The 23,181-nt window shown below is 64.8% G+C and carries 23 protein-coding genes and 1 other RNA gene; 13 read left to right on the top strand and 11 right to left on the bottom strand.

The window, feature by feature from the left end; all coding sequences use genetic code 11:
* The first annotated feature begins 41 nt into the window (after window positions 1-41).
* From potA to QRM89_RS14915, 4 genes are all read left to right on the top strand, one after another.
* Window positions 42-1,172, top strand: coding sequence for a polyamine ABC transporter ATP-binding protein (gene potA, locus QRM89_RS14930; RefSeq protein ID WP_285448351.1), 1,131 nt, complete (start codon window positions 42-44; stop codon window positions 1,170-1,172).
* A gap of 76 nt (window positions 1,173-1,248) precedes the next feature.
* Window positions 1,249-1,324: non-coding RNA, sX9 sRNA (locus QRM89_RS14925), on the top strand.
* On the top strand, window positions 1,316-2,227 hold the full coding sequence (locus tag QRM89_RS14920; RefSeq protein ID WP_103702706.1) for an ABC transporter permease subunit: 912 nt from the start codon (window positions 1,316-1,318) through the stop codon (window positions 2,225-2,227). Before QRM89_RS14925 ends, QRM89_RS14920 begins: the two co-directional genes overlap by 9 nt.
* A complete protein-coding gene (locus QRM89_RS14915; RefSeq protein ID WP_285448350.1) occupies window positions 2,224-3,072 on the top strand; it encodes an ABC transporter permease subunit in 849 nt (282 codons plus the stop codon). The genes QRM89_RS14920 and QRM89_RS14915 overlap by 4 nt, the downstream gene beginning before the upstream one ends.
* Before the next feature lie 145 nt (window positions 3,073-3,217).
* On the opposite strand, the gene QRM89_RS14910 is transcribed toward QRM89_RS14915, so the two are convergent.
* Window positions 3,218-3,628: a hypothetical protein gene (locus QRM89_RS14910; protein WP_285448349.1), complete on the bottom strand. Its 411-nt coding sequence runs from the start codon at window positions 3,626-3,628 to the stop codon at window positions 3,218-3,220.
* Between the two features lie 262 nt (window positions 3,629-3,890).
* Here QRM89_RS14910 and QRM89_RS14905 point away from each other — a divergent pair, with 262 nt between their 5' ends.
* On the top strand, window positions 3,891-5,255 hold the full coding sequence (locus QRM89_RS14905; protein WP_285448348.1) for an NAD-dependent succinate-semialdehyde dehydrogenase: 1,365 nt from the start codon (window positions 3,891-3,893) through the stop codon (window positions 5,253-5,255).
* Window positions 5,256-6,175: 920 nt separating this feature from the next.
* Here the strand turns inward: QRM89_RS14905 and QRM89_RS14900 are convergent.
* The 9 genes from QRM89_RS14900 to QRM89_RS14860 form a co-directional block, all read right to left on the bottom strand.
* On the bottom strand, window positions 6,176-7,174 hold the full coding sequence (locus QRM89_RS14900; protein ID WP_285448347.1) for a magnesium and cobalt transport protein CorA: 999 nt from the start codon (window positions 7,172-7,174) through the stop codon (window positions 6,176-6,178).
* A gap of 14 nt (window positions 7,175-7,188) precedes the next feature.
* Window positions 7,189-8,313, bottom strand: coding sequence for a DUF4105 domain-containing protein (locus QRM89_RS14895; RefSeq protein WP_285448375.1), 1,125 nt, complete (start codon window positions 8,311-8,313; stop codon window positions 7,189-7,191).
* Window positions 8,314-8,423: 110 nt separating this feature from the next.
* Window positions 8,424-9,302, bottom strand: a complete 879-nt coding sequence (locus tag QRM89_RS14890; protein WP_011037476.1) for a transporter associated domain-containing protein — start codon at window positions 9,300-9,302, stop codon at window positions 8,424-8,426.
* Window positions 9,303-9,635: 333 nt separating this feature from the next.
* Window positions 9,636-10,154 (bottom strand): hypothetical protein, encoded by a 519-nt coding sequence (locus QRM89_RS14885; RefSeq protein ID WP_115577194.1) that lies wholly within the window; start codon window positions 10,152-10,154, stop codon window positions 9,636-9,638.
* The gene (gene ybeY, locus QRM89_RS14880; RefSeq protein ID WP_011037474.1) at window positions 10,154-10,639 is read right to left on the bottom strand and encodes an rRNA maturation RNase YbeY; all 486 of its coding nucleotides are present in this window, start codon (window positions 10,637-10,639) and stop codon (window positions 10,154-10,156) included. The genes QRM89_RS14885 and ybeY overlap by 1 nt, the downstream gene beginning before the upstream one ends.
* Window positions 10,640-10,694: 55 nt before the next feature.
* Window positions 10,695-11,567, bottom strand: coding sequence for a hypothetical protein (locus QRM89_RS14875; RefSeq protein WP_228439764.1), 873 nt, complete (start codon window positions 11,565-11,567; stop codon window positions 10,695-10,697).
* Window positions 11,568-11,832: 265 nt separating this feature from the next.
* The gene (locus QRM89_RS14870; protein WP_228419263.1) at window positions 11,833-12,819 is read right to left on the bottom strand and encodes a PhoH family protein; all 987 of its coding nucleotides are present in this window, start codon (window positions 12,817-12,819) and stop codon (window positions 11,833-11,835) included.
* Window positions 12,820-13,495: 676 nt separating this feature from the next.
* Window positions 13,496-14,953, bottom strand: a complete 1,458-nt coding sequence (miaB, locus tag QRM89_RS14865) for a tRNA (N6-isopentenyl adenosine(37)-C2)-methylthiotransferase MiaB (protein ID WP_228419264.1) — start codon at window positions 14,951-14,953, stop codon at window positions 13,496-13,498.
* 66 nt (window positions 14,954-15,019) lie between these two features.
* Complete coding sequence (locus QRM89_RS14860) at window positions 15,020-15,634, bottom strand: glutathione S-transferase (protein WP_103701041.1); 615 nt, start codon at window positions 15,632-15,634, stop codon at window positions 15,020-15,022.
* A gap of 84 nt (window positions 15,635-15,718) precedes the next feature.
* On the opposite strand from QRM89_RS14860, the gene QRM89_RS14855 reads away from it, so the two are divergent.
* The 8 genes from QRM89_RS14855 (at window position 15,719) to QRM89_RS14820 (ending at window position 22,408) form a co-directional block, all read left to right on the top strand.
* The gene (locus QRM89_RS14855) at window positions 15,719-16,738 is read left to right on the top strand and encodes a WYL domain-containing protein (protein WP_285448346.1); all 1,020 of its coding nucleotides are present in this window, start codon (window positions 15,719-15,721) and stop codon (window positions 16,736-16,738) included.
* A complete protein-coding gene (locus QRM89_RS14850; protein ID WP_274341957.1) occupies window positions 16,735-17,703 on the top strand; it encodes a lytic transglycosylase domain-containing protein in 969 nt (322 codons plus the stop codon). The genes QRM89_RS14855 and QRM89_RS14850 overlap by 4 nt, the downstream gene beginning before the upstream one ends.
* 363 nt (window positions 17,704-18,066) lie before the next feature.
* Window positions 18,067-18,711 carry a ubiquinol-cytochrome c reductase iron-sulfur subunit gene (gene petA / locus QRM89_RS14845; protein WP_011037467.1) on the top strand — a complete coding sequence of 215 codons (645 nt, stop codon included), beginning with the start codon at window positions 18,067-18,069 and terminating at the stop codon, window positions 18,709-18,711.
* Complete coding sequence (locus QRM89_RS14840; protein WP_011037466.1) at window positions 18,711-19,970, top strand: cytochrome bc complex cytochrome b subunit; 1,260 nt, start codon at window positions 18,711-18,713, stop codon at window positions 19,968-19,970. Before petA ends, QRM89_RS14840 begins: the two co-directional genes overlap by 1 nt.
* The gene (locus tag QRM89_RS14835; RefSeq protein ID WP_285448345.1) at window positions 19,963-20,721 is read left to right on the top strand and encodes a cytochrome c1; all 759 of its coding nucleotides are present in this window, start codon (window positions 19,963-19,965) and stop codon (window positions 20,719-20,721) included. Before QRM89_RS14840 ends, QRM89_RS14835 begins: the two co-directional genes overlap by 8 nt.
* A gap of 165 nt (window positions 20,722-20,886) precedes the next feature.
* On the top strand, window positions 20,887-21,522 hold the full coding sequence (locus QRM89_RS14830) for a glutathione S-transferase N-terminal domain-containing protein (protein ID WP_285448344.1): 636 nt from the start codon (window positions 20,887-20,889) through the stop codon (window positions 21,520-21,522).
* A gap of 78 nt (window positions 21,523-21,600) precedes the next feature.
* Complete coding sequence (locus tag QRM89_RS14825) at window positions 21,601-22,044, top strand: ClpXP protease specificity-enhancing factor (protein WP_114998943.1); 444 nt, start codon at window positions 21,601-21,603, stop codon at window positions 22,042-22,044.
* 31 nt (window positions 22,045-22,075) lie between these two features.
* Window positions 22,076-22,408, top strand: a complete 333-nt coding sequence (locus tag QRM89_RS14820; protein ID WP_186829416.1) for a hypothetical protein — start codon at window positions 22,076-22,078, stop codon at window positions 22,406-22,408.
* A 113-nt stretch (window positions 22,409-22,521) separates the two neighbouring features.
* On the opposite strand, the gene QRM89_RS14815 is transcribed toward QRM89_RS14820, so the two are convergent.
* Window positions 22,522-22,866 (bottom strand): DUF3301 domain-containing protein, encoded by a 345-nt coding sequence (locus QRM89_RS14815; RefSeq protein WP_050912576.1) that lies wholly within the window; start codon window positions 22,864-22,866, stop codon window positions 22,522-22,524.
* Window positions 22,867-23,181 lie beyond the last annotated feature (315 nt).

The raw sequence follows: 23,181 nt of genomic DNA, 5'->3' as shown, positions 1-23,181 counted from the left end.
GCCACGGTGGCGCCGGCGCGTTGTTGTCACCGAGAGGATGCATGGCCCTTTCCGAAGCCGTCTTGCTTGCACCCGCCGCCGCCGATGCGGGGTATCTGTCGATCCGCGAGGTCCGCAAGGAGTTCGACGGCTTCGTGGCGGTGGACGATGTCAGCCTGCAAATCCGCAAGGGCGAAATCTTCGCGCTGCTGGGTGGCTCGGGCAGCGGCAAATCTACCTTGCTGCGCTGTCTTGCCGGCTTCGAGCGGCCCACCAAGGGCAGCATCGTGCTCGATGGCCAGCCCATCGACGCGTTGCCGCCTTACGAGCGGCCGATCAACATGATGTTCCAGTCGTATGCGTTGTTCCCGCATATGACGGTGGAGCAGAACATCGCCTTCGGGCTCAAGCAGGAAGGCCTGCCCAAGGCGGCGGTGGCCCAGCGGTTGGGCGAGATGCTCGAGCTGGTGCAACTTGCGCGCCTGGCCAAGCGCAAGCCGCATCAGTTGTCTGGTGGGCAGCAGCAGCGCGTGGCGCTGGCGCGCTCGCTGGCCAAGCGGCCCAAGCTGCTGCTGCTGGACGAGCCGATGGGCGCGCTGGACAAGAAGCTGCGTTCGCAGATGCAGTTGGAACTGGTCAACATCATCGAAACCTCCGGCGTCACCTGCGTGATGGTCACCCACGACCAGGAAGAAGCCATGACCATGGCCACCCGCATCGCACTGATGGACCACGGCTGGATCCAGCAGGTGGGCACGCCGGATGAAATCTACGAGCAGCCGGCCAACCGCTTCGCAGCCGAATTCATCGGCTCGGTCAATCTGATCGAGGCGGTCATCGCCGAAGACGCGCCGGATTCGGTCAGCCTCACCACCGCGGCATTCGCCGCGCCGATTCGCATCGGCCATGGCATCACCGGGTTCGAAGGGCAGGCTGTGGCATTTGCAGTGCGCCCGGAAAAACTCGGCATCGGCAAGCAGGAGCCGGCGCAGGCCTGCAACAAGGCGCAGGGCGTGATCGAAGACATTGCGTATTTCGGCAGCCACTCGGTCTACCACGTGCGCCTACCCAGCGGCATCAAGCTGATGGCGCATTTCGCCAACCGGCAACGCTGGGCCAGCGAAGCGCTGACCTGGGGCGATGCAGTGTGGGTGGGGTGGGGCGAGGACGACGGCGTGGTCCTAACCGCATGAGGCCGCGCCTGCCAAGAGTGGCCAGCAAAACTACTGCGCAGCCACCAGGGGGGCGCGGCCGGTGCTCGGAATCCTCATGTACCACACGTACACTGCGGTTCCTCCGCGCCGTCCGCGCCCCCCTGGCGACTGCTCGCTACGTTTTGCTAACCACTCTTAGTCGTGGTCTGCCGGGTGCGCGTTGGGGCGTGATCGCCGCACCGTATCTGTGGTTGCTGGTGTTCTTCGCCATCCCGTTCCTGATCGTGCTGAAGATTTCGTTTGCCGAACGCGCTACCGCGATGCCGCCGTACACGCCGCTATTTGCGTATGCGGCCGATGGCGCGGTGAGCGTCAAGCTGCATCTGGGCAACTACCTGGCCCTGCTGCGCGACAGCCAGTACGTGGCCGCTTACCTGAGTTCGATCAAGATCGCTGCGATTTCCACCGCACTGGCGCTGTTGATCGGCTACCCGATGGCATACGTGATCGCGCGCCTGCCGCTGGCCACCCGCAACGTGGCGATGATGCTGGTGGTGTTGCCGTCGTGGACCTCGTTCCTGATCCGTGTGTACGCATGGATCGGCATTCTCGATGGCAACGGCCTGCTCAATCAGGCCTTGCTGGCGCTGGGTGTGATCGAGCAACCGCTGCAGTTGCTGTACACGCCGATCGCCGCCTACATCGGCATCGTTTACTGCTATCTGCCCTTCATGGTGCTGCCGCTGTACGCCAACCTGGTCAAGCACGATTCGCGGCTGCTGGAGGCGGCTTACGACCTGGGCGCGCGGCCGTGGCAGGCATTCGTGCGCATCACCTTGCCGCTGTCGCGCAACGGCATCGTCGCCGGCTGCATGCTGGTGATGATTCCGGCGGTGGGCGAGTTCGTGATTCCCGAGATGCTGGGCGGTCCCGATACGCTGATGATCGGCCGCGTGCTATGGGGCGAATTCTTCAATAACCGCGACTGGCCGGTGGCCGCCGCGGTGGCCACGGTGATGCTGGTGCTGCTGCTGGTGCCGATCGTGATCTTCCACCGTTACCAGCAGCGCGAGCTGGAAGGGCGGCTGACATGATGCGCGCCGCGCGCGGTGGGCGTGTGCTGGGCGGCAGCGTGCTCGCGCTGGGGTTCGGTTTTTTGTATCTGCCGATCCTGTTGCTGATGATGTATTCGTTCAACGCCTCGCGCCTGGCCACGGTGTGGGGCGGATTTTCCACCCGCTGGTATGGCGAGTTGCTGCGTGACCGCCAATTGCTGGACGCGGCCTGGGTGAGCCTGGAAGTGGCGTTCTGGACCGCATGCGCGTCCACCGTGCTCGGCACCATGGCGGCCATGGCAATGGTGCGCATGCGGCGGTTTCCCGGCAAGACGCTGTTCGCTGCGCTGATCACCGCACCGCTGGTGATGCCGGAGGTGATCATCGGCCTGTCGATCCTGTTGCTGCTGGTCTCGATGGGCGGCGTGCTCGGCATCGCGCCACGCGGCGCGGTCGCCATCTGGGTGGCGCATGTCACCTTCACCGTCTCATTCGTGACCGTGGTGATTTCCTCGCGGCTGCAGGAGCTGGACCGCTCGCTGGAAGAAGCCGCCATGGATCTGGGCGCCACGCCACTGAAGGTGTTCTTCCTGATCACCTTGCCGATCATCGCGCCAGCACTTGCGTCGGGCTGGCTGTTGGCATTCACGCTCTCGCTGGACGATGTGGTCATTGCCAGTTTCCTGGCGGGCCCAAGCTCCACCACGCTGCCGATCAAGGTGTTTTCGTCGGTACGCCTGGGCATCAGCCCCAAGATCAATGCGCTGGCCACGGTGATGGTGCTGGCGGTGTCGGTGGCGGCGGTGATCGGGTGGTGGTTGCTGGCGCGCAGTGAAAAACGCCGTCTACGCGATGCGCAACTTGCGCTGCAGTCTGCTCCCTGAGGGCGCGCTGGCGCTGAGGTGGCCAATCACCGCAGCGACCTGCCGCCAGATAGATGCAAACGCTAGAGCCATCGGTGTGTGCGAAAGCTGCAAGTCGATTCCTGCGCAGTCCGGCCGATAAGCGCAACAAGTTGATCGACGGTGCTTACCTGGCCGAAGGCGTGTATCCGCTGTCCCAGGGCTGTGGCTTGGTCAGGTAGCACTGATACTCGGCTCTGATGTCGTAGCCGCGTTGCTCCACGCTGGATTGTTCGTCGTTGCGGTCCTTGCGGTTGCCCTTGCCGTCGTTCTTGGACTTTCGCTTATCGGGAAAGATCGGGACCATGTTCGGCGACGACCGCGCGGTGATGAGTTGGCGGATGGCAGTGTCCGAGCACGCTCGCAGCGCTTCTTGCTCGCAGGGTTGCGCGGGGTCGGGCTGTAGGCTGGTGCAGCTCACAGTGACAAACCCGGCCGGGCCGGGCCGCGGGTCACGCAGAAGGTCCTGGAGGGCTGCACATCCAGCAAGGCACGCACTGGTGCCAAGTACAACCAGAACAATGAGATTCCGGCGCATCGTGGTGGTCTTCCCTGGGTGGATCAATCTGCCATTGCAGAATGCTAGAGCATTTTGCGCGGTTGCATCGGCGAGTAAGGCAGGCTGCTTTCGTTACCTTGTCTGGGCGCATCATCCCGGCTGCCAGTGATCCGCCAGCTGTGCGGTGGAGGTGCGTCACTGCGCGGTGCGGTAAACACAGCGTTGCAGCGATTTGCAGCGGTTGTGACGCGGCTGCAACTTCCCGGCGACTAGCATGGCGGGCTTGTAACAGGAGACCATCATGTCCTACGACACCGTCAACCCGGCCAATGGCCAGGTCGAACATACCCAGCACACGCTGGACGCCGCCGCCATCGAGGCGCGTCTGGCTGCTTCCGCCAAGGCGTTTCCGAGCTGGGCGGCGCTGCCACTGGCCGAGCGCGGCGCCTTGTTGCGGCGGGTGGGCGAGGAGTTGACCAAGCGGCGCGAGGACCTGCAGCGCATCATGACCGCCGAGATGGGCAAGCTGCGTCGCGAAGCCCTGGCCGAGATCGACAAATGCGCGCAGGGCTGCGCCTATTACGCCGAGCATGCGGCCGAGTACCTGGCGCCACGCGCCATTCCAACCGAGGCGCAGTCCAGCTATGTGCGCTATGAACCGCTGGGCTGCGTGTTTGCGGTGATGCCGTGGAATTTCCCGCTGTGGCAGGCGTTTCGCTTTCTCGCGCCGGGCCTGATGGCCGGCAATGTCGCACTGCTCAAACACGCCAGCAACGTGCCGCGTTGCGCGGATGCGATGAAGGATGTGCTAGACGCCGCCGGCATTCCGCCGGGTGTGTTCGACGTGCTGCATATCGATAATGATCAAGCCGCCGAGGTGTTGCGCGATGACCGCATTGCGGCAGTCACGCTCACCGGCAGCGAACGCGCCGGCCGCTCGCTGGCCGCTAATGCAGGCGATCAGCTGAAGAAGTGCGTGATGGAACTTGGCGGCAGCGATGCCTTTGTGGTGCTCGACGATGCCAATCTGGAGCGCACCGTGCAGTCGGCAGTGCAGTCCCGCTTCGACAACAGCGGGCAGACCTGCATTGCCGCCAAGCGCTTCATCGTGGTGGATGCCATTGCCGACCAGTTCGTGGAGCGTTTCGTTGCCGCCGCCGCGCAGCGTGTGCTCGGCGACCCGCAGCAGGACGCGACCACACTTGCGCCGATGGCGCGTGCGGACCTGCGCGATGAATTGCACAAGCAGGTGCAGGAAAGCGTGTCCAAGGGTGCCAAGGTGTTGCTTGGCGGCGAGCCGGTGGCGGAGTCGCATGCGGGTTATCCGGCCACCATTCTCGACCAGGTCGGCCCAGGCATGCCGGCCTACGAGCAGGAATTGTTCGGGCCGGTCGCGGCGGTGATTCGCGTCGCCGATGAGGCCGAAGCCGTGCGCGTGGCCAACGACACTACCTTCGGTTTGGGCGGCAGCGTGTGGACCGCAGACGCCAAGCGGGGTGAGCGTGTTGCGCAGCAGTTGCAGTGCGGTGCGGCGTTCGTGAATTCAGTGGTGAAGAGCGATGTGCGGTTGCCGTTCGGTGGGATCAAGCGTTCGGGATTCGGGCGGGAATTGGCCGAGCACGGGATCCATGAGTTCATGAATATCAAAACGATTTATGTGGCTTGAGGGGGGGTGGGGAGTCGGGATTCGGGATTTGCAAGAGCAGCGTTTTCCTTTGCCGTTGGAAGAGATGCGCGGAGAACAAATGAGGGTGCGTTGCTCTTGCGGTGCTGGTGGTCTGGCTGATTCATCCGCTGATCTGTAGGCAACGTCGCTTTGGCCTCTAGCGAATCCCCAATCCCTAATCCCGAATCTCGAGTTGCTGCTCTTCTTGGGGCGGAGGCTTCAGGCGAAAGCAAAAGCAAAAGCAAAGGCTTCCGCGCCTGTGGCGCGGGTGACTTTTGTCTTGGCAAAAGTCACCAAAACCGCGCTCGCCCGACGCGATCCGGTGCGATGAAGCCGCACCGGTGCCCTGTGCTCCTCGCCACGCGCGGCACGGCGCCCAAACTCGCTGCGCTCAGACAAGGGCGCCTCTTCGGCCACGCGTGACTGCGGTGCTCGGCTCGCTTTAGGGCGAGGTGAGCGAGGAGCGAAGGCGAAAGCTCAAGCAAAGCCAAGCCGAAGCTTCCGCGCCTTTGGCGCGGGTGACTTTTGTCTTGGCAAAAGTTACCAAAACCGTGCTCGCCCGACGCGATCCGCTGCGAGAAGCCGCACCGGTGCCCTGTGCTCCTCGCCACGCGCGGCACGGCGCCCAAGCTCGCTACGCTCAGACAAGGGCGCCTCTTCGGCCACGCGTGACTGCGGTGCTTGGCTCGCTTTAGGGCGAAGGAAACTAAAGGCGAACAACGAAAGCGAAGACTCAAGCCAAGAGCAACGGCGAAGAGCTCAACGCAAGTGACGGCCATGAACGACGGCCAATAACAACAGCCGGGAGCAATGCTCTTCAGCCACGCCCAGGAGCAGTCGCCAGCGAAAAGCTCAGCGACCACCGCTCTACCAATTCCCCATTCCCAACTCCCCATTCCGCCACCGCAACACGGTGGCCCCTACAGCCAGCGTGCGCGCTTGAACAGGCGATACAGGACGAGGCACGAGGCAACGATGCCGCCGACCAGCAGCGGGTAGGCGTAGGGTTTGTCGAGTTCGGGCATGTGGGTGAAGTTCATGCCGTACCAGCTGGTGATCAGGGTAGGGGCGGCCAGCAGGGCGGCCCAGGCGCCGAGGCGTTTGACGGTTTCGCCCTGCGCCAGGGTCACCATCGAGAGGTTGACGCTCAGCGCGGTGCCCAGCATTTCGCGCAAGGTGTCGATGGCGTCGTTGATGCGCACAGCATGATCCAGCACGTCGCGCAGGTAGACGCCGACCTCGCCGTGAATCAGCGAGCCGGGATTGCGCTTGAGGTGCGAGAGCACGTCCTGCAGCGGGGCCACCACCAGCCGCATCTTGTTGAGTTCGCGCTTGAGTTCGTACAGGCGCACCACGGTTTCGCGTTTGTAGTTCTCCGCGAAGATGTCTTTTTCCAGGCCTTCCAGGGTGTCGCGGAACTCGTTCATGATCGGCAGGTAGTTGTCGACCACGAAGTCCAGCACGCCATACAGGCAAAACGCCGAGCCCATGCGCAGCATCGCCGGCTCGCGTTCCACGCGGTTGCGTACCGGCGTGTAGGAGAGCGAGGCGCCGTGGCGCACGGTGAGCAGAAAACGTGCGCCGAGGAAGGCATGCGTTTCACCGTAGCGGATCCGCTCGTTGACCAGCTGCGCGGTGTTGACCACCACGAACAACGAATTGCCATAGCTCTCGGCCTTGGGCCGCTGATGCGCCTTGAGCGCATCCTCGATCGCCAGGTCATGCAGGCCGAACTCTTCCTGCAGTTTGCGCAGTACCGATTCCTGCGGCTCGTACAGGCCGACCCAGACGAAGCCGTCCGGGCGCTGTAGCTCGTCGCTGATCTGTTCCAGGCTGATGTCGTGGCGCGCGCCGTGGCCGTCGTAATAGGCGCAGGTGATGACGCAGGAGGGGTTTTCCGGGTGGCGACGGTTGTTCATGGCCGCATCGTGGATCAGCGCGCACGCACCGGCAAGGCGCGCGGACGCAGCGCGATGGCCAGTGCGGCGTGGATCGGCAGCAGCAGCAACACCCACTGCAGGTTGTCCTGCGCCTGGAACGACAACCAGTGAATCACCAGCGCCAGCAGTGCGCACGTAGCGACCATCCAGCACAGCACATCGAACCAGCCCCCCGGCCGGCGGCCGCGCAGCAGCGCAATGCCGCCCACGCAGAGCAACACGCACAGCGGATTGACCAGCAGCAGATTACGGTTGGCCCATGCGGACTGGTGCGCGGTGAAACCCCACAGATACACCAGCAGGCCGCCGCCGATGGCGCACAACAGCCAGAACGGCAGCGCCACGCCGGCAAGCAAACGCTGCCTGCGGCGCACTGCCAACACGCCCGCGGCGACCAGCACGCCAGTCAGCAGCCACGGCCACCAGTGCCGTTGCTGTTCGGCCGGCTCCGGTGCAATGCGATGCGGCAACAGCACCTGGGTGGATTGCACCAGCGGACGTCCGGCGCTGTTGTGCACCTGGGTCAGGCTGTCGGCCAGGCGCATCGGCACGAAGGCTTCTTCCCAACGCGACAGCGGGCGGTCTGCGTACGGCCCCAGGCCCAGGTCGAAGCCCAGCCACATCCATGGGGCAGGGGAGGCCAGGCGCACCGCTTCGCTGCGGAAGGTGTTGCCACGCGAGCGGCCGGCCAATTGCGACTTGAGCGCGCCGCCCATGGCACGGTCCAGGGTGTCCCGGACCATCGTGGCGCAGTTGGCAACGAAATAATCGTAGTGGTAGCGCGCGTTTTCTGGCCGGCTGCGCACCGCAAGACCATCGGCCAGGGCCTGCGCCTGTTCCGGTGGCAGCTCCAGCCACTGGATGCTCACGCCGCGGCCGCCGTCGCGGTATTGCGCGAGGTCTTCTTCCAGCGGCAGCGCCACCAGGTAATACATCATCTCGCCGCGCGCAAAACGCGGCACGAAGTCGGGCTCACCGGGATCGAAGAAACCGAAGTTGTAGGAAGTCACCTGCTGGGTAACCGGGTCGACCACCACGATGGCGTCATGGCCGAAGCGCTCGAAGAACACTTCGCCCGGCTGCATGGTGGCCACGCCGATGCGCGGCGCCTGCGCCATGGCGCTCTGCAGGCTCAGCAGGGCGAGCAGCAGGAGTGCACTGCAGCCTGCCCACCAGGCGGCGGCGCGGCGTGCCGGCCCGCGCGCGGCGGTGCTGCGCTGGCGCAGGTTCAAGCGTCGTCCTGCGGGTCGGGCGGCAGGATGGTGACGTGGAAGGCGTGCACGCGACGCGCGTCGGCCTTGGCCACGCGGAAGGCGAACCGGCCCAGGGTCAGCTCTTCGCCGGTTTCCGGCAGATGCCCGATTGCATCGGTGACCAGGCCGCCCACGGTGTCGTATTCGTCATCGGGGAAATCGGCGCCGAAGCGCTCGTTGAAATCCTCGATCGGCGTCAGCGCATCCACCACATAGCGGCCGTCGGCCTGGATGGCGATCAACGAATTCTCTTCTTCGGCATCGTCGTGCTCGTCGTCGATCTCGCCGACGATCTGCTCCAGCACGTCTTCGATGGTGACCAGCCCGGCCACGCCGCCGTACTCGTCCACCACGATCGCCATGTGGTTGCGCGAGAGGCGGAATTCCTTGAGCAGGACGTTGAGCTTCTTCGACTCGGGGATCAGCACGGCCGGGCGCAGCAGTTCGCGCACGTTGCCCGGGCCATTGTCGGCCACCACGCCGCGCAACAAGTCCTTGGCCAGCAGGATGCCGAGCACTTCGTCCTTGTTTTCGCCGTGCACGGGGAAGCGCGAGTGGCCGGATTCGACCACCTGCTTCATCAGGTCGAGGAAGCGCGCTTCCACCGGCAGCGACACCATCTGCGAGCGCGAGATCATCACGTCGCCCACGGTGAGCTCGGACACGGAGATCGCGCCTTCCATCATGCGCAAGGTGTCTGCGGCGATGAGACCGTCTTGTTCAGCGGTGCGCAGCAGGGCGACCAGTTCGTCGCGGGTATGCGGTTCGCCAGAGAAGGCCGCGCTCAAGCGCTCGAGCCAGCTACGGCGTTTTTCCGGGGATTCTGAGGTTTGGCTACTGTCGTCTTCGGACATCTTGACGGGGAACGGCACCCGGCGAACCAGGCGATAGTGCCAAGTCTAGCAGGAAGCCGTGAGTGGTCTGTGGCTGGGCGCTGTGGCTGACCTGGCGCGCAGGGCAGGGTGTGGGTCAGCGCGGCACGGCGGCGGGTCCAGCATCCAGGCCGCTGCGACGCACCGCTGCCCTGTGTCCGTCAGGCCGTCTACGTCAGGCCGTGTCGGGACCATCCCGTCCCGATAGCACCAGATCGGCGCGGCTCAGCACCGGAGCGCGTAGCTGACTCCAAGTCGAGGCAGACCGAGCACGCAACGCAGGCCGCCGAGCCGGCGAGCGGGGCCGCGCAGCGCTCAGGGCAGGTCGAGGCTGTAACCGCAGCCCACCACGGTCTTGCCGGGGTGCGATTTCACATTCGACACGCTGAGCACGATCGATTCGATCATCGCCTCGCCGGTCTTCGGGTTGGTGGTGTCTTCGCTGACCACCTCGCGCCCGTACATCACCTTGTCGGCGTTATCCACGCCCAGCTCCAGGTCCAGCTGCTTGGCCAGCGGGCGCGGGTCGGGCAGGTCGAGCAGCGCCATGACGCTGGCACCGGAAAAAGCGATGTGGCTGGTGCTATGGCCGAAGACGGTGATCGGCGTGTTGAGCGTGTACTCGGTCATGAACAGGTTGGACTGCGCCTGCGGTGCCCAGCCCAGCGCCACCGCCTTGAGCGGGTCGGCCAGGATTGGTGCCAGTGCAGAAAAGTCGCCGATGCGCTGGCGGCACTCGATCAGCGCCGGCAGATCCGGGCGCACCGACGCGGTCTGCGCCCAGGCCGGGCAGGCAGCTGCCATCAGCAGGCCGACCATCACCCACCGCCGCATCAGCGCTCTCCCGCGTACGGGTCGTCGATGCCGAGTTCGGCCAGGATCTCGCGCTCCAGCTGTTCCATCGCGTCGGCCTCCTTGTCGTCCTCGTGGTCCCAGCCCAGCAGGTGCAAGGTGCCGTGCACGGTGAGATGCGCGTAGTGCGCGCTCAATGATTTGCCTTGCTCGGCGGCCTCGCGGGCCACCACCGGCGCACAGATCACCAGATCGCCAAGCAGCGGCATCTTGACGCCCTTGGGCAGGCCCTGAGGCATCTCCGCCGGGAAGCTGAGCACGTTGGTGGCGTAATCCTTGCCGCGGTAGTGATGGTTGAGCGAGCAGCCTTCCTTCTCGTCGACCACGCGTACCGCCAGATCCGCTTCGCGGATCCGCCCCTTCAGCGCGGCCGCCACCCACTTGCGAAAACTCACCGACGACGGCAGCCCGGTGCGCGGCAGCGCATAGCTGACTCCGACATCGAGGCGGACCGGACCTTTGGTCATGGGGACACCAATCATTCTGATCAGACAGGAGCAACAGTATCGCGCGTGTGCTGTTCTACTGCGACTTCCAGTCGCCCGCGTCATACGCGATTTCGACCACATCGGCCGTTCTCGCTGCATCCTCGATCCCTGCCTCCTTGAGCGTGCCGTGGCAGTTGAAGCCCAGATGGGTCTTGATCTGGCGCGCCAGTGCCACGGCCTGCTCCTCAGGTGTGGCGTCAGTGTCGACGCGAATGCTTGCTTTGGCGCACCCGCCGATGCTGGTGACCTGAATTGCTGGAACAAGGGCAAGTGCAGCTTGGTCCGCCAGCGACTCGAAAGCGTCCTGAGCCATAGCGTCTTCGTCCGCAGACACACGCACCTTGAAGTAATAGAGCTGCTTATAAAACAGATAGCCGTTGGAACGCATCGGCTTGCCGGTCGAGGACAGTTGCGTCCTGAGGCGCAGCTTTTCCCCGACAACCCGCTGGGCATCCGCGATGGCCGCGATGACCTTGGCATCGGTGCCATTGGCGGGCGCGGCGGCAGGCGCATCATTGGTCGGCAGCACGAGCGTGGTCTGGTCCAGCTCGTCCAGGCGCGAATAGCTGCCCTGCGTCACTGCCGACGCGAGGTCTTTGCGAAATGCCGCCATGCCCTCTGCAATGGCTTGCGTCTGATCGCGCTGCCCGAGTGGGTAGACGAATACATCGATCGACAGATCCGGTTGGCCTGACATCGCGTAATGGAAAGCGGCGCCGGCAGCCTTGGCGCCCGGGGTGTAGGCCCTGCGGGCCAGCGAGAACGGGCCTACTGTCCTGGGTGCGATCAGATAGCTGGTTTCGATGTAGGCGCGCGGTGATGTTGGAGCGTCTTTGGGCTTGGCCAACAGCGTCGCGGGCACCGCACTCAGCAAATAGACGCAAAGCAGCAAGCAGTCACGGAACATGGGCACTTCCTGTGCGAAACGTCCAGATAGTTTACGGCCACTGGGCTGCGGGCCAACACGTGCAGGTCAGCGGCACATCCGTGCTGCCGGGCTCAGATAACCCACTGACCCTTGTCCGGTGCAGGACCCCGACCTACTGGGCAACGCTGGCACTGCGAAGCGATGTCGTCGCATGGTCATGGTTGCGCAGATGCCTGCGCCACGCCGACATTGCGACGCACCACCTGGGCGCAGGACACCTGGCGGTGCCTGCATCAACGTGGTTTCAGGCTGCGGGTTCGGCCGGCGTGTGGGCGAGATCGTGCTTTTCGTACGCCGTGACGATGCGTTGTACCAGCGGGTGGCGCACGACGTCGCGGGCTTCGAAGAAGGTGAAGCTCACCCCGTCCACCTCGCGCAGCACGTCGACGGCATCGCGCAGGCCGGACTTGACGTGCTTGGGCAGGTCGATCTGGGTGAGATCGCCGGTGACCACCGCGGTGGAACCGAAGCCCAGGCGGGTCAGGAACATCTTCATCTGTTCGATGGTGGTGTTCTGCGCCTCGTCCAGGATCACGTACGCGTCGTTGAGGGTGCGCCCACGCATGTAGGCCAGCGGAGCGATCTCGATGACGTTCTTTTCCAGTAGCTTGACCACCTTTTCCACGCCCAGCATTTCATACAGGGCGTCGTATAGCGGGCGCAGGTAGGGGTCGACCTTCTGGCTGAGATCGCCGGGCAGAAAGCCCAGCTTCTCGCCAGCCTCCACCGCCGGGCGCACCAGGATCAGCCGCTGCACGCGCGACTCGTTCAGTGCTTCCACGGCGCTGGCCACGGCCAGGAAGGTCTTGCCGGTGCCGGCCGGGCCGATACCGAAATTGATGTCGTGGGTGGTGATCGCGTGCAGGTACTTGGCCTGGTTGGCACCGCGGCCACGCACGGTGCCGCGTTTGACCTTGATCGCCACGTCCTGTGGTTCGTACGCGCGCTGCGCTACTTGCTCGACATTGGCATCGTTGAGCCGCAGATGGATGGCGTGGCTGTCGAACGTGGTGGAGGCGGCTTCGTCATACAGCGCGGTCAGTAGATGCTGCGCGGCATCGACCGCAGGCTCCGGGCCGGTGACGCGGAAGATGTTGCCGCGGTTGGCGATCTCCACGCCAAGCTTGAGCTCGATCTGGCGCAGGTGCGCATCGAACGGACCGGCCAGGTTGGCCAGACGCTCGGTGTCGGCCGGGTCGAGGGTGAAATCGCGGGACGCTGGTGAGTTCATGATTGGATCGGACACCGCAACGCGGCGTCGGTAGGACGGGAGCAAAAGGGTAGCGCGGGGGGCGTGATCCCACCAGCAAACCGGGCGGCGCAGCACCGCGTCGTGCATAGGTGCAGAGCGCAGCCAGGACTTTTCCACACCGGGTGTGGAGCGTCGTACCAGTAACCTGTGGATAGATTCGGTTTGCCTTACTGCCGCAAGGCTCGCACAGCATGTGGCGAAAAAATGACCAGCGGGTGGCAGGTTGTCCACACCGGATGTGGATGGTTCTCGCCAAAGCCTGTGGGTAAGTGGCGATGCGCTTACTGCGACAAGGCCTTGCAGTTGCATGGCGAAAAAATGACCAGGACGCGTGGCGCGTGTTTGAGCACGTCGCTGTGATGCTGCACTGGGGAGCGATGCATATGGACGTGCATGTCAGCGGGATATCGCTGCGGTGCAGAACCGTGCCACGGCGCGCTAGTCAGTGACGCATTGGCCATCGGACAAGAATCGTTTCGCGCTTGCAGTCATTACTTATGACCACCGCAGCGCGTGATGCTTCCACCATGGCGCAGCACTGCGTCGGCCTGCACCATGTCTCGCCACAGTCGTCGGCCTGCACCTGGGCGACCACCACACGCCAACTCCATCAGCGTGTGGGGTCTTCGGGAGGGCAAGAACGCGCGCTGCCCGCTCAGACCGCGCTGTCGTCCAATTGGATGCGCCCGCGCAGCGAATTGCTCAGTGCTTCGGTGATCAGCACATCCACAAACTGGCCCACCAGGCGCGGATTCCCCGGGAAATTCACCGGGCGCATGTTTTCGGTCTTGCCGGTGAGTTCATTGGCATCACGGCGCGACGGGCCTTCTACCAGCACGCGTTGCACGCTGCCGACCATGCGTTGCGAAATGCCGGCTGCATGCGCGTTGATATGCGCCTGCAGACGTGCGAGGCGCGCCTGCTTCACCGCATCGGGGGTGTCGTCTTGCAGATCCGATGCCGGCGTACCGGGGCGACGCGAGTAGATAAAGGAGAAGCTCTGGTCGAAGCCCACGTCCTCGATCAACTTCATGGTCTTGTCGAAATCGGCGTCGGTCTCGCCCGGAAAGCCGACGATGAAGTCGGAGCTGATCGAGATGTCTGGCCGCACCGCGCGCAGCTTGCGGATCTTGGACTTGAATTCCAGCGCGGTGTAGCCGCGCTTCATCGCCGACAAGATGCGGTCGCTGCCGGCCTGCACCGGCAGATGCAGGTAATTGGCCAGTTGCGGCACATCGCGGTAGGCATCGACCAGCGAATCGGAAAACTCCAGCGGGTGCGAGGTGGTAAAGCGGATCCGGCCAATGCCGTCGATCTGCGCAATGGTACGGATCAGCAACCCCAGATCGGCGTACTGCGCCGGCTCGCCAGCATCGGCACCGTACGCACCGCGATACGCGTTGACGTTCTGGCCGAGCAGATTGATCTCGCGCACGCCTTGTGCGGCCAGCTGCGCCACTTCCACCAGCACGTCCTCGAACGGCCGGCTGACTTCTTCGCCGCGCGTGTAGGGCACCACGCAGAACGAGCAGTACTTGGAACAACCTTCCATGATCGACACGAACGCCGACGGGCCATCGGCACGCGGTTCGGGCAGGCGGTCGAACTTCTCGATCTCCGGGAAGCTGATGTCCACCTGCGACTTGCCGGACTCACGGCGCGCACGGATCAATTCCGGCAGCCGGTGCAGGGTCTGCGGGCCGAACACCAGGTCCACGTACGGCGCGCGCTTGACGATCGCTTCGCCTTCCTGCGACGCCACGCAGCCACCCACGCCGATGATCACCGGCTTGCCACCGGCCTTGAGCGCCTTCCAGCGGCCCAACTGGCTGAACACCTTTTCCTGCGCCTTTTCGCGAATGGAGCAGGTGTTGACCAGCACCACGTCCGCGTCTTCCGGGTTGTCGGTGAGCTCCAGTCCTTCGGACGCGGCAAGCACATCGGCCATCTTGGCCGAGTCGTACTCGTTCATCTGGCACCCGTGGGTCTTGATGTACAGCTTGCCGCGCACCACGGCAGGCGCTTGCGGGCGGCCAACGGGCAGGGGCAGCAGGGCGGGCGCGTCCACGGCGGTGGCCGTGGTCGGCAGATCGGAAACGGATGTCCCGGGCATGGCGCTTATTCCAGGCGGGTAGAAGAGAGCCGCGCAGTTTACCCGCTGATGCCGCCCCGGTGGCGCTCAGGCGCCGGCATCGACCGCCGCGGCCCGCGCCACCGCTGGCCGCGCGGCCATGCGTGCGATGTAGGCGAGGGTCGGGGCAGGTGGGTCGATCATCTTGAAGCCGGCCATCCAGCCCAGCGCGCTGCCCCACAGCACGTCGGCGGCGGAACAACGCGCGCCGAGCAGATAGTCGCCCTTGGCCAGCTGGGCATCCACCACCGCCAGCACGGTGGGGAAGTCGGCCCATGGCGACAGCGAGCGTGGCGGTGCATCGCGCTTCATGGCCTTGTCGATAAGGGCCGGCTCGAAGGCCGAGCCGTAGAACGCCAGCCAGCGCAGATAGGCGCCGCGGTCCGGGTCGCCCGGCGCAGGCGACAGCCCGGCGTCCGGGTACAGCTCGGCCAGGTATTGGTAGATCGCCGCCTGTTCGGTCACCACGCTGTCGCCGTGCGTGATGGCGGGAATCTTGCCCATCGGGTTGATCGCCAGGAACGCGGCATCGCGCTGGTCGCCGCGCTCCAGATCCAGCCGCTGCAGGCTGTAGTCGGCGCCCAGTTCCTCCAGCAGCACCAGGACTCCGCGCGAGCGCGATTGCGGATTGTGGAACAGGGTGATGTGGCGGTTGCTATGCATCGGAAGCTCCTGGCTGGAAGGAAGACGAGACATGGAGCGTAACCAGCACTTGCGGACAGTTTCTGTCCGCAATACGGTGCCGGCATGGCCTCCACCGCAGCCCGCTTGCTTCGTCTGATCGCGCTCATGCAGAACGGGCGAGATTGGCCGGGCGCGGCTCTCGCCGAGCGCCTGGGAATTCACCCGCGCAGCGTGCGCCGCGATATCGAGCGGTTACGCGAGCTGGGTTACCCGATCCGCGCGGTATCCGGCATCGGCGGCGGCTACCGGCTGGGGCACGGCGCGGCGGCCTTGCCGCTGCTGTTCGAAGAAGACGAAGCGCTGACCGTGGCCATCGCGCTGCGCGCGGCCGCGCCGGCCATTGCTGGCCTGGACGACGCGGCCGCGCGCGTGCTGACCAAGCTCGATCCGCTGCTGCCGCGCCGGCACCAGCAACGTGCCAGCGCCGCGCATGCCGCCATGGCCAGCCTGCCCACCGCCGCGCCAGGCAGCCTGGTGGACGCGGCGATGCTGGCCCTGCTGGCCGGGGCCTGCCGCGATCGCACCACCTTGCAACTGGAGTACCGGCGCCATTCCGGCGAGCAGATCCGCCGCCGGGTCGAGCCAGCTCTGCTGGTGAACTACGGCCGCCGCTGGTACCTGCTGGCCTGGGACTGCGAACGCCAGGATTGGCGCACCCTGCGCGCGGATCGCATCGATCAGGCCCAGCCCACCGGCATGCAGGCGCAAGCCCGCGCGCTGCCAGACGAGCCATTGCAGCTGCTGCGCAAGGCGATCGGCGAGGCGCCGTTTCCGCATCGGGCCCGGGTGCGCCTGCGCGGCAGCCTGCAGGAACTGGCGGCCCGCGTACCGCCCTGGCTGGGCGCGCTGGAGGCGGACGGCACCGACCACTGCTGGCTGGGCCTGGGCGCGCCCAGCCTGCCGGCATTGGCGGCCAACCTGTTGCTGCTCGAGGAGCCGTTCGAGGCGCTCGCGCCAGCTCACCTGCGCGCCCCGTTGTGCGAGGCGCTGACGCAGCTGCGGACCCGGCTGGAGCAGTTGCCGGCAAGCACCGGCGAGGACACTTGGCAAGTGCCGGGCAAGCTGGGACACTCCGCCGCATGAAGGGGATGTCAAGAACACTGGGGCTCTTGTTTGTCACGTTGGCGGCTGCGCCCGCCAGCGCCGGCACGCTGTACAAGTGTGTCAGCGCCGATGGCATTGCCAGTTACGTCAGCAAGCGCCAGAGCGGCGCCACCTGCAGCATCATCAGCCAGTACACGCCAGACCGCTCGGCCAGCCGGTCGTCCGCTCGCCTAGCCGCCAGTCCTGCGCGCACCGTGCCCGACATCAACAGCGGCGCCCCGGCCACCATCATCAGCCCGCCGGTCACCGCTCGTCGCACGGCCGAGGTCGCCAGCGCGCCGGTGCCGGCGGGCCGCAGCATGCCAGTGTCCGAGAGCGCCATCGCGCCACTGCCGGCAGCGGCTGCGGTCAACCCGCGCCGGGTGGTCAGCGGCCAGGTGTATTCGTATATGAAGGACGGCGTGCGACACTACACCAGTGCGCGCCCGCGCCAAGTGGCCAGCATCGAAGGCCTACGCACCATCCATTACAGCTTCATCGAGACCTGCTACGCCTGTGGCGCCAAGCCGGGCGTCAACTTCGGTGCGATCCGGCTCAACACCAGTGCCTACCAGCAGGAGATCGCTGCCGCCGCGCGCGAGTTCGGGGTCGAAGAGTCGATCGTGCGGGCCATCATCCATGCCGAATCCGCGTATAACCCGCTGGCCTTGAGCCGCGCCGGCGCACAAGGCCTGATGCAGCTGATGCCGGGCACCGCGCGCAGGTTCGGGGTCAGCGATGCCTACGATGCGGGGCAGAACATCCGCGGCGGGGTGCAATACCTGTCGTGGCTCTTGAAGCGTTTCAACGGCGATCTCACCCTGGCCGCTGCCGGATACAACGCGGGCGAGGGTGCGGTGGATCGTTATGGTGGCGTGCCGCCCTACAGCGAGACCCAGCGCTACGTGCAACGCGTCGGCCTGCTGGCTGGCCGCTACCGCGGTCAGGCCTCCACCGCCAATTAGTGCGCGCGTGCGTGCACGGCACGCATGATGCACGACACCGACGCCCAATGATGCAGTGCAATGCGATTGCACGCGTGTGCTGCTCGCATGCGCGCTGCTCCGGCCATGCCTGCATCGCCGCGCGCCGCGCCTTGAGCTGCGCGGTTTCATGGACTGCATCACGCACGTGGCCCACGCGGGTGTGCTTCGCCACACCCGCCTGCATGCCGATGCACGAGAGGGTTTGCATCGCGCATGCCCGACTGCGTACATTGCATTGTCTGTGCATTAAGCGTTCCGCTACACTGCGGTCGATTCATCGCGGCTGGACCCCCCGCCAGCCGCTGGCAGCCTCACGCTACCTAATCAAGATCGGAGAGCCGGATGGCCAACGATGGGGTTAACGCACCTGCCGACACAGGACGTCGTCGGTTTTTGACCGCGACAACCGCCGTGGTCGGTGCGGTCGGAGCAGGTTTTCTCGCAGTCCCGTTCGTGAAGTCGTGGAATCCCAGTGCACGTGCCAAGTTGGCCGGCGCACCGGTGACCGCCGACATCAGCGCTTTGCAGGAAGGCCAGCGGCTGATCCTGGAATGGCGCGGCCAACCGATCTGGATCGTCAAGCGGTCCAAGGCGATGCTCGATGCATTGCCATCCCTGGACGACCGGCTCAAGGATCCAAAGTCCGAGAACAAGGACCAGCAGCCGGACTACGTGCTGAAGAACCCCGAGTACCGCTCGATCAAGTCCGACATCTCGGTCCTGGTCGGCCTGTGCACGCACCTGGGGTGCTCGCCGGAGATGGTGGCCGAGATCCGGCCCGAGCCCTATGACCCGCAGTGGAAGGGCGGCTATTTCTGCCCATGCCACAAGTCGCGCTTCGACATGTCCGGTCGCGTCTTCGATGGCGTGCCGGCACCGATCAATCTGCTGGTGCCCCCACACCACTATGTCGATGACAACACGCTGGTGATCGGCGTCGATCCGGACGCAGCCGGCAAGCCGGCCAACAGCACGGGGGCTGCCTGATGAGCAATATCCTGGTTCGTACCGCCAACGGCGTGTTCGAGTGGGTCAACGAACGCGCACCCGGCCTGATGCCGGTGTATCGCAAGCATGTCAGCGAGTATTACGCGCCGAAGAATTTCAACATCTGGTACTACTTCGGTTCACTGGCGATGGTGGTGCTGGTCAACCAGATCGTCACCGGCATCTTCCTGACGATGCACTACAAGACCAGCGCCGCCGATGCCTTCGCGTCGATCGAATACATCATGCGTGACGTGGAGTGGGGCTGGCTGATCCGCTACATGCACAGCACCGGCGCCTCGCTGTTCTTCATCGTGGTGTACCTGCACATGTTCCGCGGCCTGATGTACGGCAGTTACCAGAAGCCGCGCGAACTGGTGTGGATCCTGGGCATGCTGATCTACCTGGTGCTGATGGCCGAAGCCTTCATGGGCTACGTCCTGCCCTGGGGCCAGATGTCGTTCTGGGGCGCGAAGGTGATCATCTCGTTGTTCGGCGCCATTCCGGTGATCGGCAATGGGCTGACCGAATGGATCATGGGCGATTACCTGCCCGGCGATGCCACGCTCAACCGATTCTTCGCGCTGCACGTGATCGCATTGCCGCTGGTGCTGCTGTTGTTGATCGTGCTGCACCTGGGCGCGCTGCATGAAGTGGGCTCCAACAACCCCGACGGTGTGGACATCAAGAAGGGGCCCAAGGGCAACCGCTGGGATGCGCACAAGCCGGCCGATGGCATTCCGTTCCATCCGTATTACACGGTCAAGGATCTGGTCGGCGTCGGCTTCCTGTTGGTCATCGCTGCCTTCATCATCTTCTTTGCGCCGGCCTTCGGTGGCTTGTTCCTGGAGCATGACAACTTCACCGAGGCCAATCGCCTGGTGACGCCGGAGCACATCAAGCCGGTGTGGTACTACACGCCGTACTACGCGATGTTGCGGGTGGTGCCCAACAAGCTCGGTGGCGTGCTGGTGATGTTCTCGGCGATCGCCATCCTGTTCCTGGTGCCCTGGCTGGATCGCGCCAAGGTGCGTTCGATCCGCTACCGCGGCTGGATCTCCAAGGTGGCGCTGGCCGTGTTGGTGGTGTGCTTCGTGTGGCTGGGCGTGATCGGCTCCGGCCCCGGCACCGATGCGCACGAAACCTACGTGGGGCGAGTGCTGACCTTCCTGTACTTCGCGTTCTTCATCACCATGCCGGTGTGGACGCGGCTGGACAAAACCAAACCGGTACCGGAGCGGGTGACCACACATGACTAAGCCCATCGTGAGGTCATGGAAGTCGCACGTGGTCGCCTTGCTGTGTGGTGTGCTGTTCGCCGGCGGTGCGCTGGCGGCAGAGGGCGGGGCGGTGCAACAGGCCGGCAACGACCTGGGCGACCGCGCATCGCTGCAGCGCGGCGCGCAGTTGTTCATGAACTACTGCTCCGGCTGCCACTCGCTGAAATATCTGCGCTACTCGCGCATAGCCAGCGACCTGGGGTTGAGCGAGGCCGAAGTCATGGCCAACCTCAATTTCACCGGCGCCAAGGTGGGCGAACACATCGAAGGCACCATGCCGCACGATGCGGCCACCAAATGGTTCGGCAAGGCGCCGCCGGATCTGACCCTGATTGCACGCGTGCGTGGCACCGACTGGGTCTACACCTACCTCAAGTCGTTCTATCTGGATCAGACCCGTCCACTGGGCTGGAACAATCAACTGTTCCCCAATGCCTCCATGCCCAACCCGCTGTGGGAGCTGCAAGGCCTGCAGCAGGCGCAGTTCGGCCCACCGGACAAGGCCACCGGCGATCGCCCGGTGCAGGCATTGAAGCTCGGCCAGCCCGGCCGGCAGACGCCGGTGGAATTCGATCAGACGGTGCGCGACATCGCCAACTTCCTGGAGTACGCCGGCGAGCCTGCAGCGCTCAAGCGGCAGAGCATGGGCGTGTGGGTGATCCTGTTCCTGGCCCTGCTTACCTTCATCGCGTATCTGCTGAAGAAGGAATACTGGAAGGACGTGCACTGATCACGCCCAAAAGCCGGATACGGCGTCGCCAGTGCGGCGACCGTGTCCTTAGCACTATTGGCTTTTGCGTGACGTGATTGCACACTCGATGGACCGTGGTGACGGTCGGCGTTGGGCCGGCCGCACCGATGCGGCCGGCGGATTCCGGTCGTCGGAGAGCCTTGAATGGCGACGAGTGTGCGTATGCGGAATACCTTGACTTTGTTTTCGTCCAACGATGATGTGTTGTGCCACCGGGTCCGACTGGTCCTGGCGGCAAAAGGGGTGACCTACGACCTGGTGTCAGTCGACCCGCAGAATCCTCCGGAAGATCTGATCGATCTCAATCCTTACCACTCGGTGCCGACCCTGGTCGAACGCGACCTGGTGCTCTACGCCGCCTCGGTGGTCAGCGAATACCTCGACGAACGCTACCCGCATCCGCCACTGATGCCGGTCGACCCGTTGTCGCGTGCGCGCCTGCGTTTGGCGATGCTGCGCATCGAGCACGATTGGGTGCCGCAGGTGCAGGCGATCCAGCTGGGCAACAAGACCCAGGCCGAAGCCGGGCGCAAGCGCCTGAAGGAACTGCTGACCGCCTCGGTGCCGTTGTTCAAGGCCAGCAAGTTCTTCCTCAATCCTGAAATGAGCCTGGCCGATTGCGCGATGGCGCCAATCATCTGGCGGCTGGATGCGCTGGAGATCAGCCCGCCCAAGGACAGCAAGGCGATCGAGGATTATGGCAACCGCATCTTCCGCAATCCCGGCTTCATCCGCAGCCTGACCGATCAGGAAAAGAAACTGCGCGACATGCCGGGTTGATGGTGCGGCTGTATGCCAACAGACCGAGTTCCGATGGCACCGCCGCCGCTGCGCGTCGTGTGCGGGTAAAATGACGCAATGAGCGAAGATTTCCCCCGCATGACCAGCCACCGCCCGTATCTTTTGCGGGCTTTGGTGGAGTGGATCAACGACAACGGCATGACGCCGCATATCCTGGTCGATGCCGGGCTGCCCGGCGTGCAGGTGCCCACCAGTGCCGTCAAGGACGGCCGCGTGGTGCTGAACATTGCCGAGCGTGCCGTGGTTGGCCTGAATGTCGACAACGAGAGCGTGCGGTTTACCGCGCGCTTTGGTGGCGTGAGCTATCCGGTGATGGTGCCGATGCCGGCCGTGCTGGCCGTGTATGCGCGCGAGACCGGGCAGGGCATGGCACTGCCGGACGACATCCCGGGCACCAGCACCGAGCCGCCGGATCCCGGTACGCCGTCACCGCCGAGCCCGCCACCGCCGGACGAGCCGCCGAGCACCGGCAAGCGCCCGCACCTGCGCGTGGTCAAGTAAGCGGTCGCGGACGTTGCCGAGCACTGCACCGATGCAGGTCTCGCGCGTCCGCCACACCGATTGCAGCGCGCCGGATGCGTCCGGCGAGTACGCGTATGACTACGAGTACGACATCTACCACTTCGTGGATGGCGGGATCGGTCTGATTGCGCGTAGCTACACCGACACGCCGGAAGAGGCGCATTTCCTCAACATCGAGGTCAACGGTACGCTGCGCCTGTTGACGCAGGCTGACCTGGCGCAGCCGCTGTTTGCACTGGCGCAGGCGCATCTGCGGCAGGAGGGCAAGCGGGAGCTGCGTTGGTTGAGTGGCCGGGGAGATGGTTACGAGCCGCTGCCTGGTGGCATGCCTTCGCGCGCTTGATGTGTCGTTGCGACACTCGACGTCTTGGCGGATCTTGCTGCCGCGGCGCGCTGACGAGTTTTTAGTGCAGTGACGCCACTAGCTAGCCAGCGCCGCTACGGGATCAGTGCCCATCACTCCAGGCGTTGTTGCTCCGGATGCAATGCTCGCACGGTTGCTACCTGTGGGCCGGTGAAGGCAATCAGCTGCTCGCCGCGCAGGATCAGACGGCCGCTGTGGCGGTCCACGCCATCGTGCGAATATTCGAAGCGAAACGTGCGCTCGAATCCCAGCCAGCCGTTGGGCATCCGGCAGATGCGCAGGTTAGTGGAGTGCACGCTCTGGTCCAGCCATTGCACATCGGCTGCACGGCAGGCATTGCGGCCGAGCACCTCGGCGCGTTCGGCTGCGGCACGCGACGCGTTCCAGAACGCGTAGAGCGCGGCGCCGGCAATCATGAAGAGAATCAGGCTGGGCATGCCGACAATGTGCCATGCCGCGCAGGCGCTGGACAATCGCGGGTGCCGGGCCGCAGCGTTGCGGTGCTGTCGCGTGCAGATTGGCGCGAGGCCAGTGATCACAGCGCTCGCAGTCGCCAGGCAAGCGCGAGCGGTGCGCGCAGCCGGCGTGTGTGCTCAGGCATTCGGCGTGTTCGCAGGATGCGCACCCGCGGACTGCGCTTTACCGAGGGGATTCGGCTTGCCTGTGCCATGCGTGCCCAAGCACCGCGCGATTGCGGTAGTCGCCATTAAACAATTCACCGCGCCCACGGCGGCTGGCTTGTTCTGGCGGTC

The organism is Xanthomonas sp. LMC-A-07 (assembly GCF_030208825.1).
GTDB lineage: Bacteria > Pseudomonadota > Gammaproteobacteria > Xanthomonadales > Xanthomonadaceae > Xanthomonas > Xanthomonas campestris.
The sequence above is the reverse complement of the archived record's forward strand: the minus strand, read 5'-3'. Positions and strand labels throughout refer to the sequence as shown.

Bases quoted from the DNA above. Each gene is read 5' to 3' on its own strand.
- QRM89_RS14815 (WP_050912576.1), bottom strand. From the start codon at position 22,866: ATGCCCAGCCTGATTCTCTTCATGATTGCCGGCGCCGCGCTCTACGCG.
- QRM89_RS14825 (WP_114998943.1), top strand. From the start codon at position 21,601: ATGAGCGAAGATTTCCCCCGCATGACCAGCCACCGCCCGTATCTTTTG.
- QRM89_RS14850 (WP_274341957.1), top strand. From the start codon at position 16,735: ATGAAGGGGATGTCAAGAACACTGGGGCTCTTGTTTGTCACGTTGGCG.
- QRM89_RS14820 (WP_186829416.1), top strand. From the start codon at position 22,076: ATGCAGGTCTCGCGCGTCCGCCACACCGATTGCAGCGCGCCGGATGCG.
- QRM89_RS14830 (WP_285448344.1), top strand. From the start codon at position 20,887: ATGGCGACGAGTGTGCGTATGCGGAATACCTTGACTTTGTTTTCGTCC.
- miaB (WP_228419264.1), bottom strand. From the start codon at position 14,953: ATGCCCGGGACATCCGTTTCCGATCTGCCGACCACGGCCACCGCCGTG.
- QRM89_RS14885 (WP_115577194.1), bottom strand. From the start codon at position 10,154: ATGCGGCGGTGGGTGATGGTCGGCCTGCTGATGGCAGCTGCCTGCCCG.
- QRM89_RS14905 (WP_285448348.1), top strand. From the start codon at position 3,891: ATGTCCTACGACACCGTCAACCCGGCCAATGGCCAGGTCGAACATACC.
- QRM89_RS14835 (WP_285448345.1), top strand. From the start codon at position 19,963: ATGACTAAGCCCATCGTGAGGTCATGGAAGTCGCACGTGGTCGCCTTG.
- QRM89_RS14910 (WP_285448349.1), bottom strand. From the start codon at position 3,628: ATGCGCCGGAATCTCATTGTTCTGGTTGTACTTGGCACCAGTGCGTGC.
- QRM89_RS14915 (WP_285448350.1), top strand. From the start codon at position 2,224: ATGATGCGCGCCGCGCGCGGTGGGCGTGTGCTGGGCGGCAGCGTGCTC.
- potA (WP_285448351.1), top strand. From the start codon at position 42: ATGGCCCTTTCCGAAGCCGTCTTGCTTGCACCCGCCGCCGCCGATGCG.
- QRM89_RS14895 (WP_285448375.1), bottom strand. From the start codon at position 8,313: ATGGCGCAGGCGCCGCGCATCGGCGTGGCCACCATGCAGCCGGGCGAA.
- QRM89_RS14875 (WP_228439764.1), bottom strand. From the start codon at position 11,567: ATGTTCCGTGACTGCTTGCTGCTTTGCGTCTATTTGCTGAGTGCGGTG.
- QRM89_RS14840 (WP_011037466.1), top strand. From the start codon at position 18,711: ATGAGCAATATCCTGGTTCGTACCGCCAACGGCGTGTTCGAGTGGGTC.
- QRM89_RS14860 (WP_103701041.1), bottom strand. From the start codon at position 15,634: ATGCATAGCAACCGCCACATCACCCTGTTCCACAATCCGCAATCGCGC.
- QRM89_RS14890 (WP_011037476.1), bottom strand. From the start codon at position 9,302: ATGTCCGAAGACGACAGTAGCCAAACCTCAGAATCCCCGGAAAAACGC.
- petA (WP_011037467.1), top strand. From the start codon at position 18,067: ATGGCCAACGATGGGGTTAACGCACCTGCCGACACAGGACGTCGTCGG.
- QRM89_RS14900 (WP_285448347.1), bottom strand. From the start codon at position 7,174: ATGAACAACCGTCGCCACCCGGAAAACCCCTCCTGCGTCATCACCTGC.
- QRM89_RS14870 (WP_228419263.1), bottom strand. From the start codon at position 12,819: ATGAACTCACCAGCGTCCCGCGATTTCACCCTCGACCCGGCCGACACC.
- ybeY (WP_011037474.1), bottom strand. From the start codon at position 10,639: ATGACCAAAGGTCCGGTCCGCCTCGATGTCGGAGTCAGCTATGCGCTG.
- QRM89_RS14855 (WP_285448346.1), top strand. From the start codon at position 15,719: ATGGCCTCCACCGCAGCCCGCTTGCTTCGTCTGATCGCGCTCATGCAG.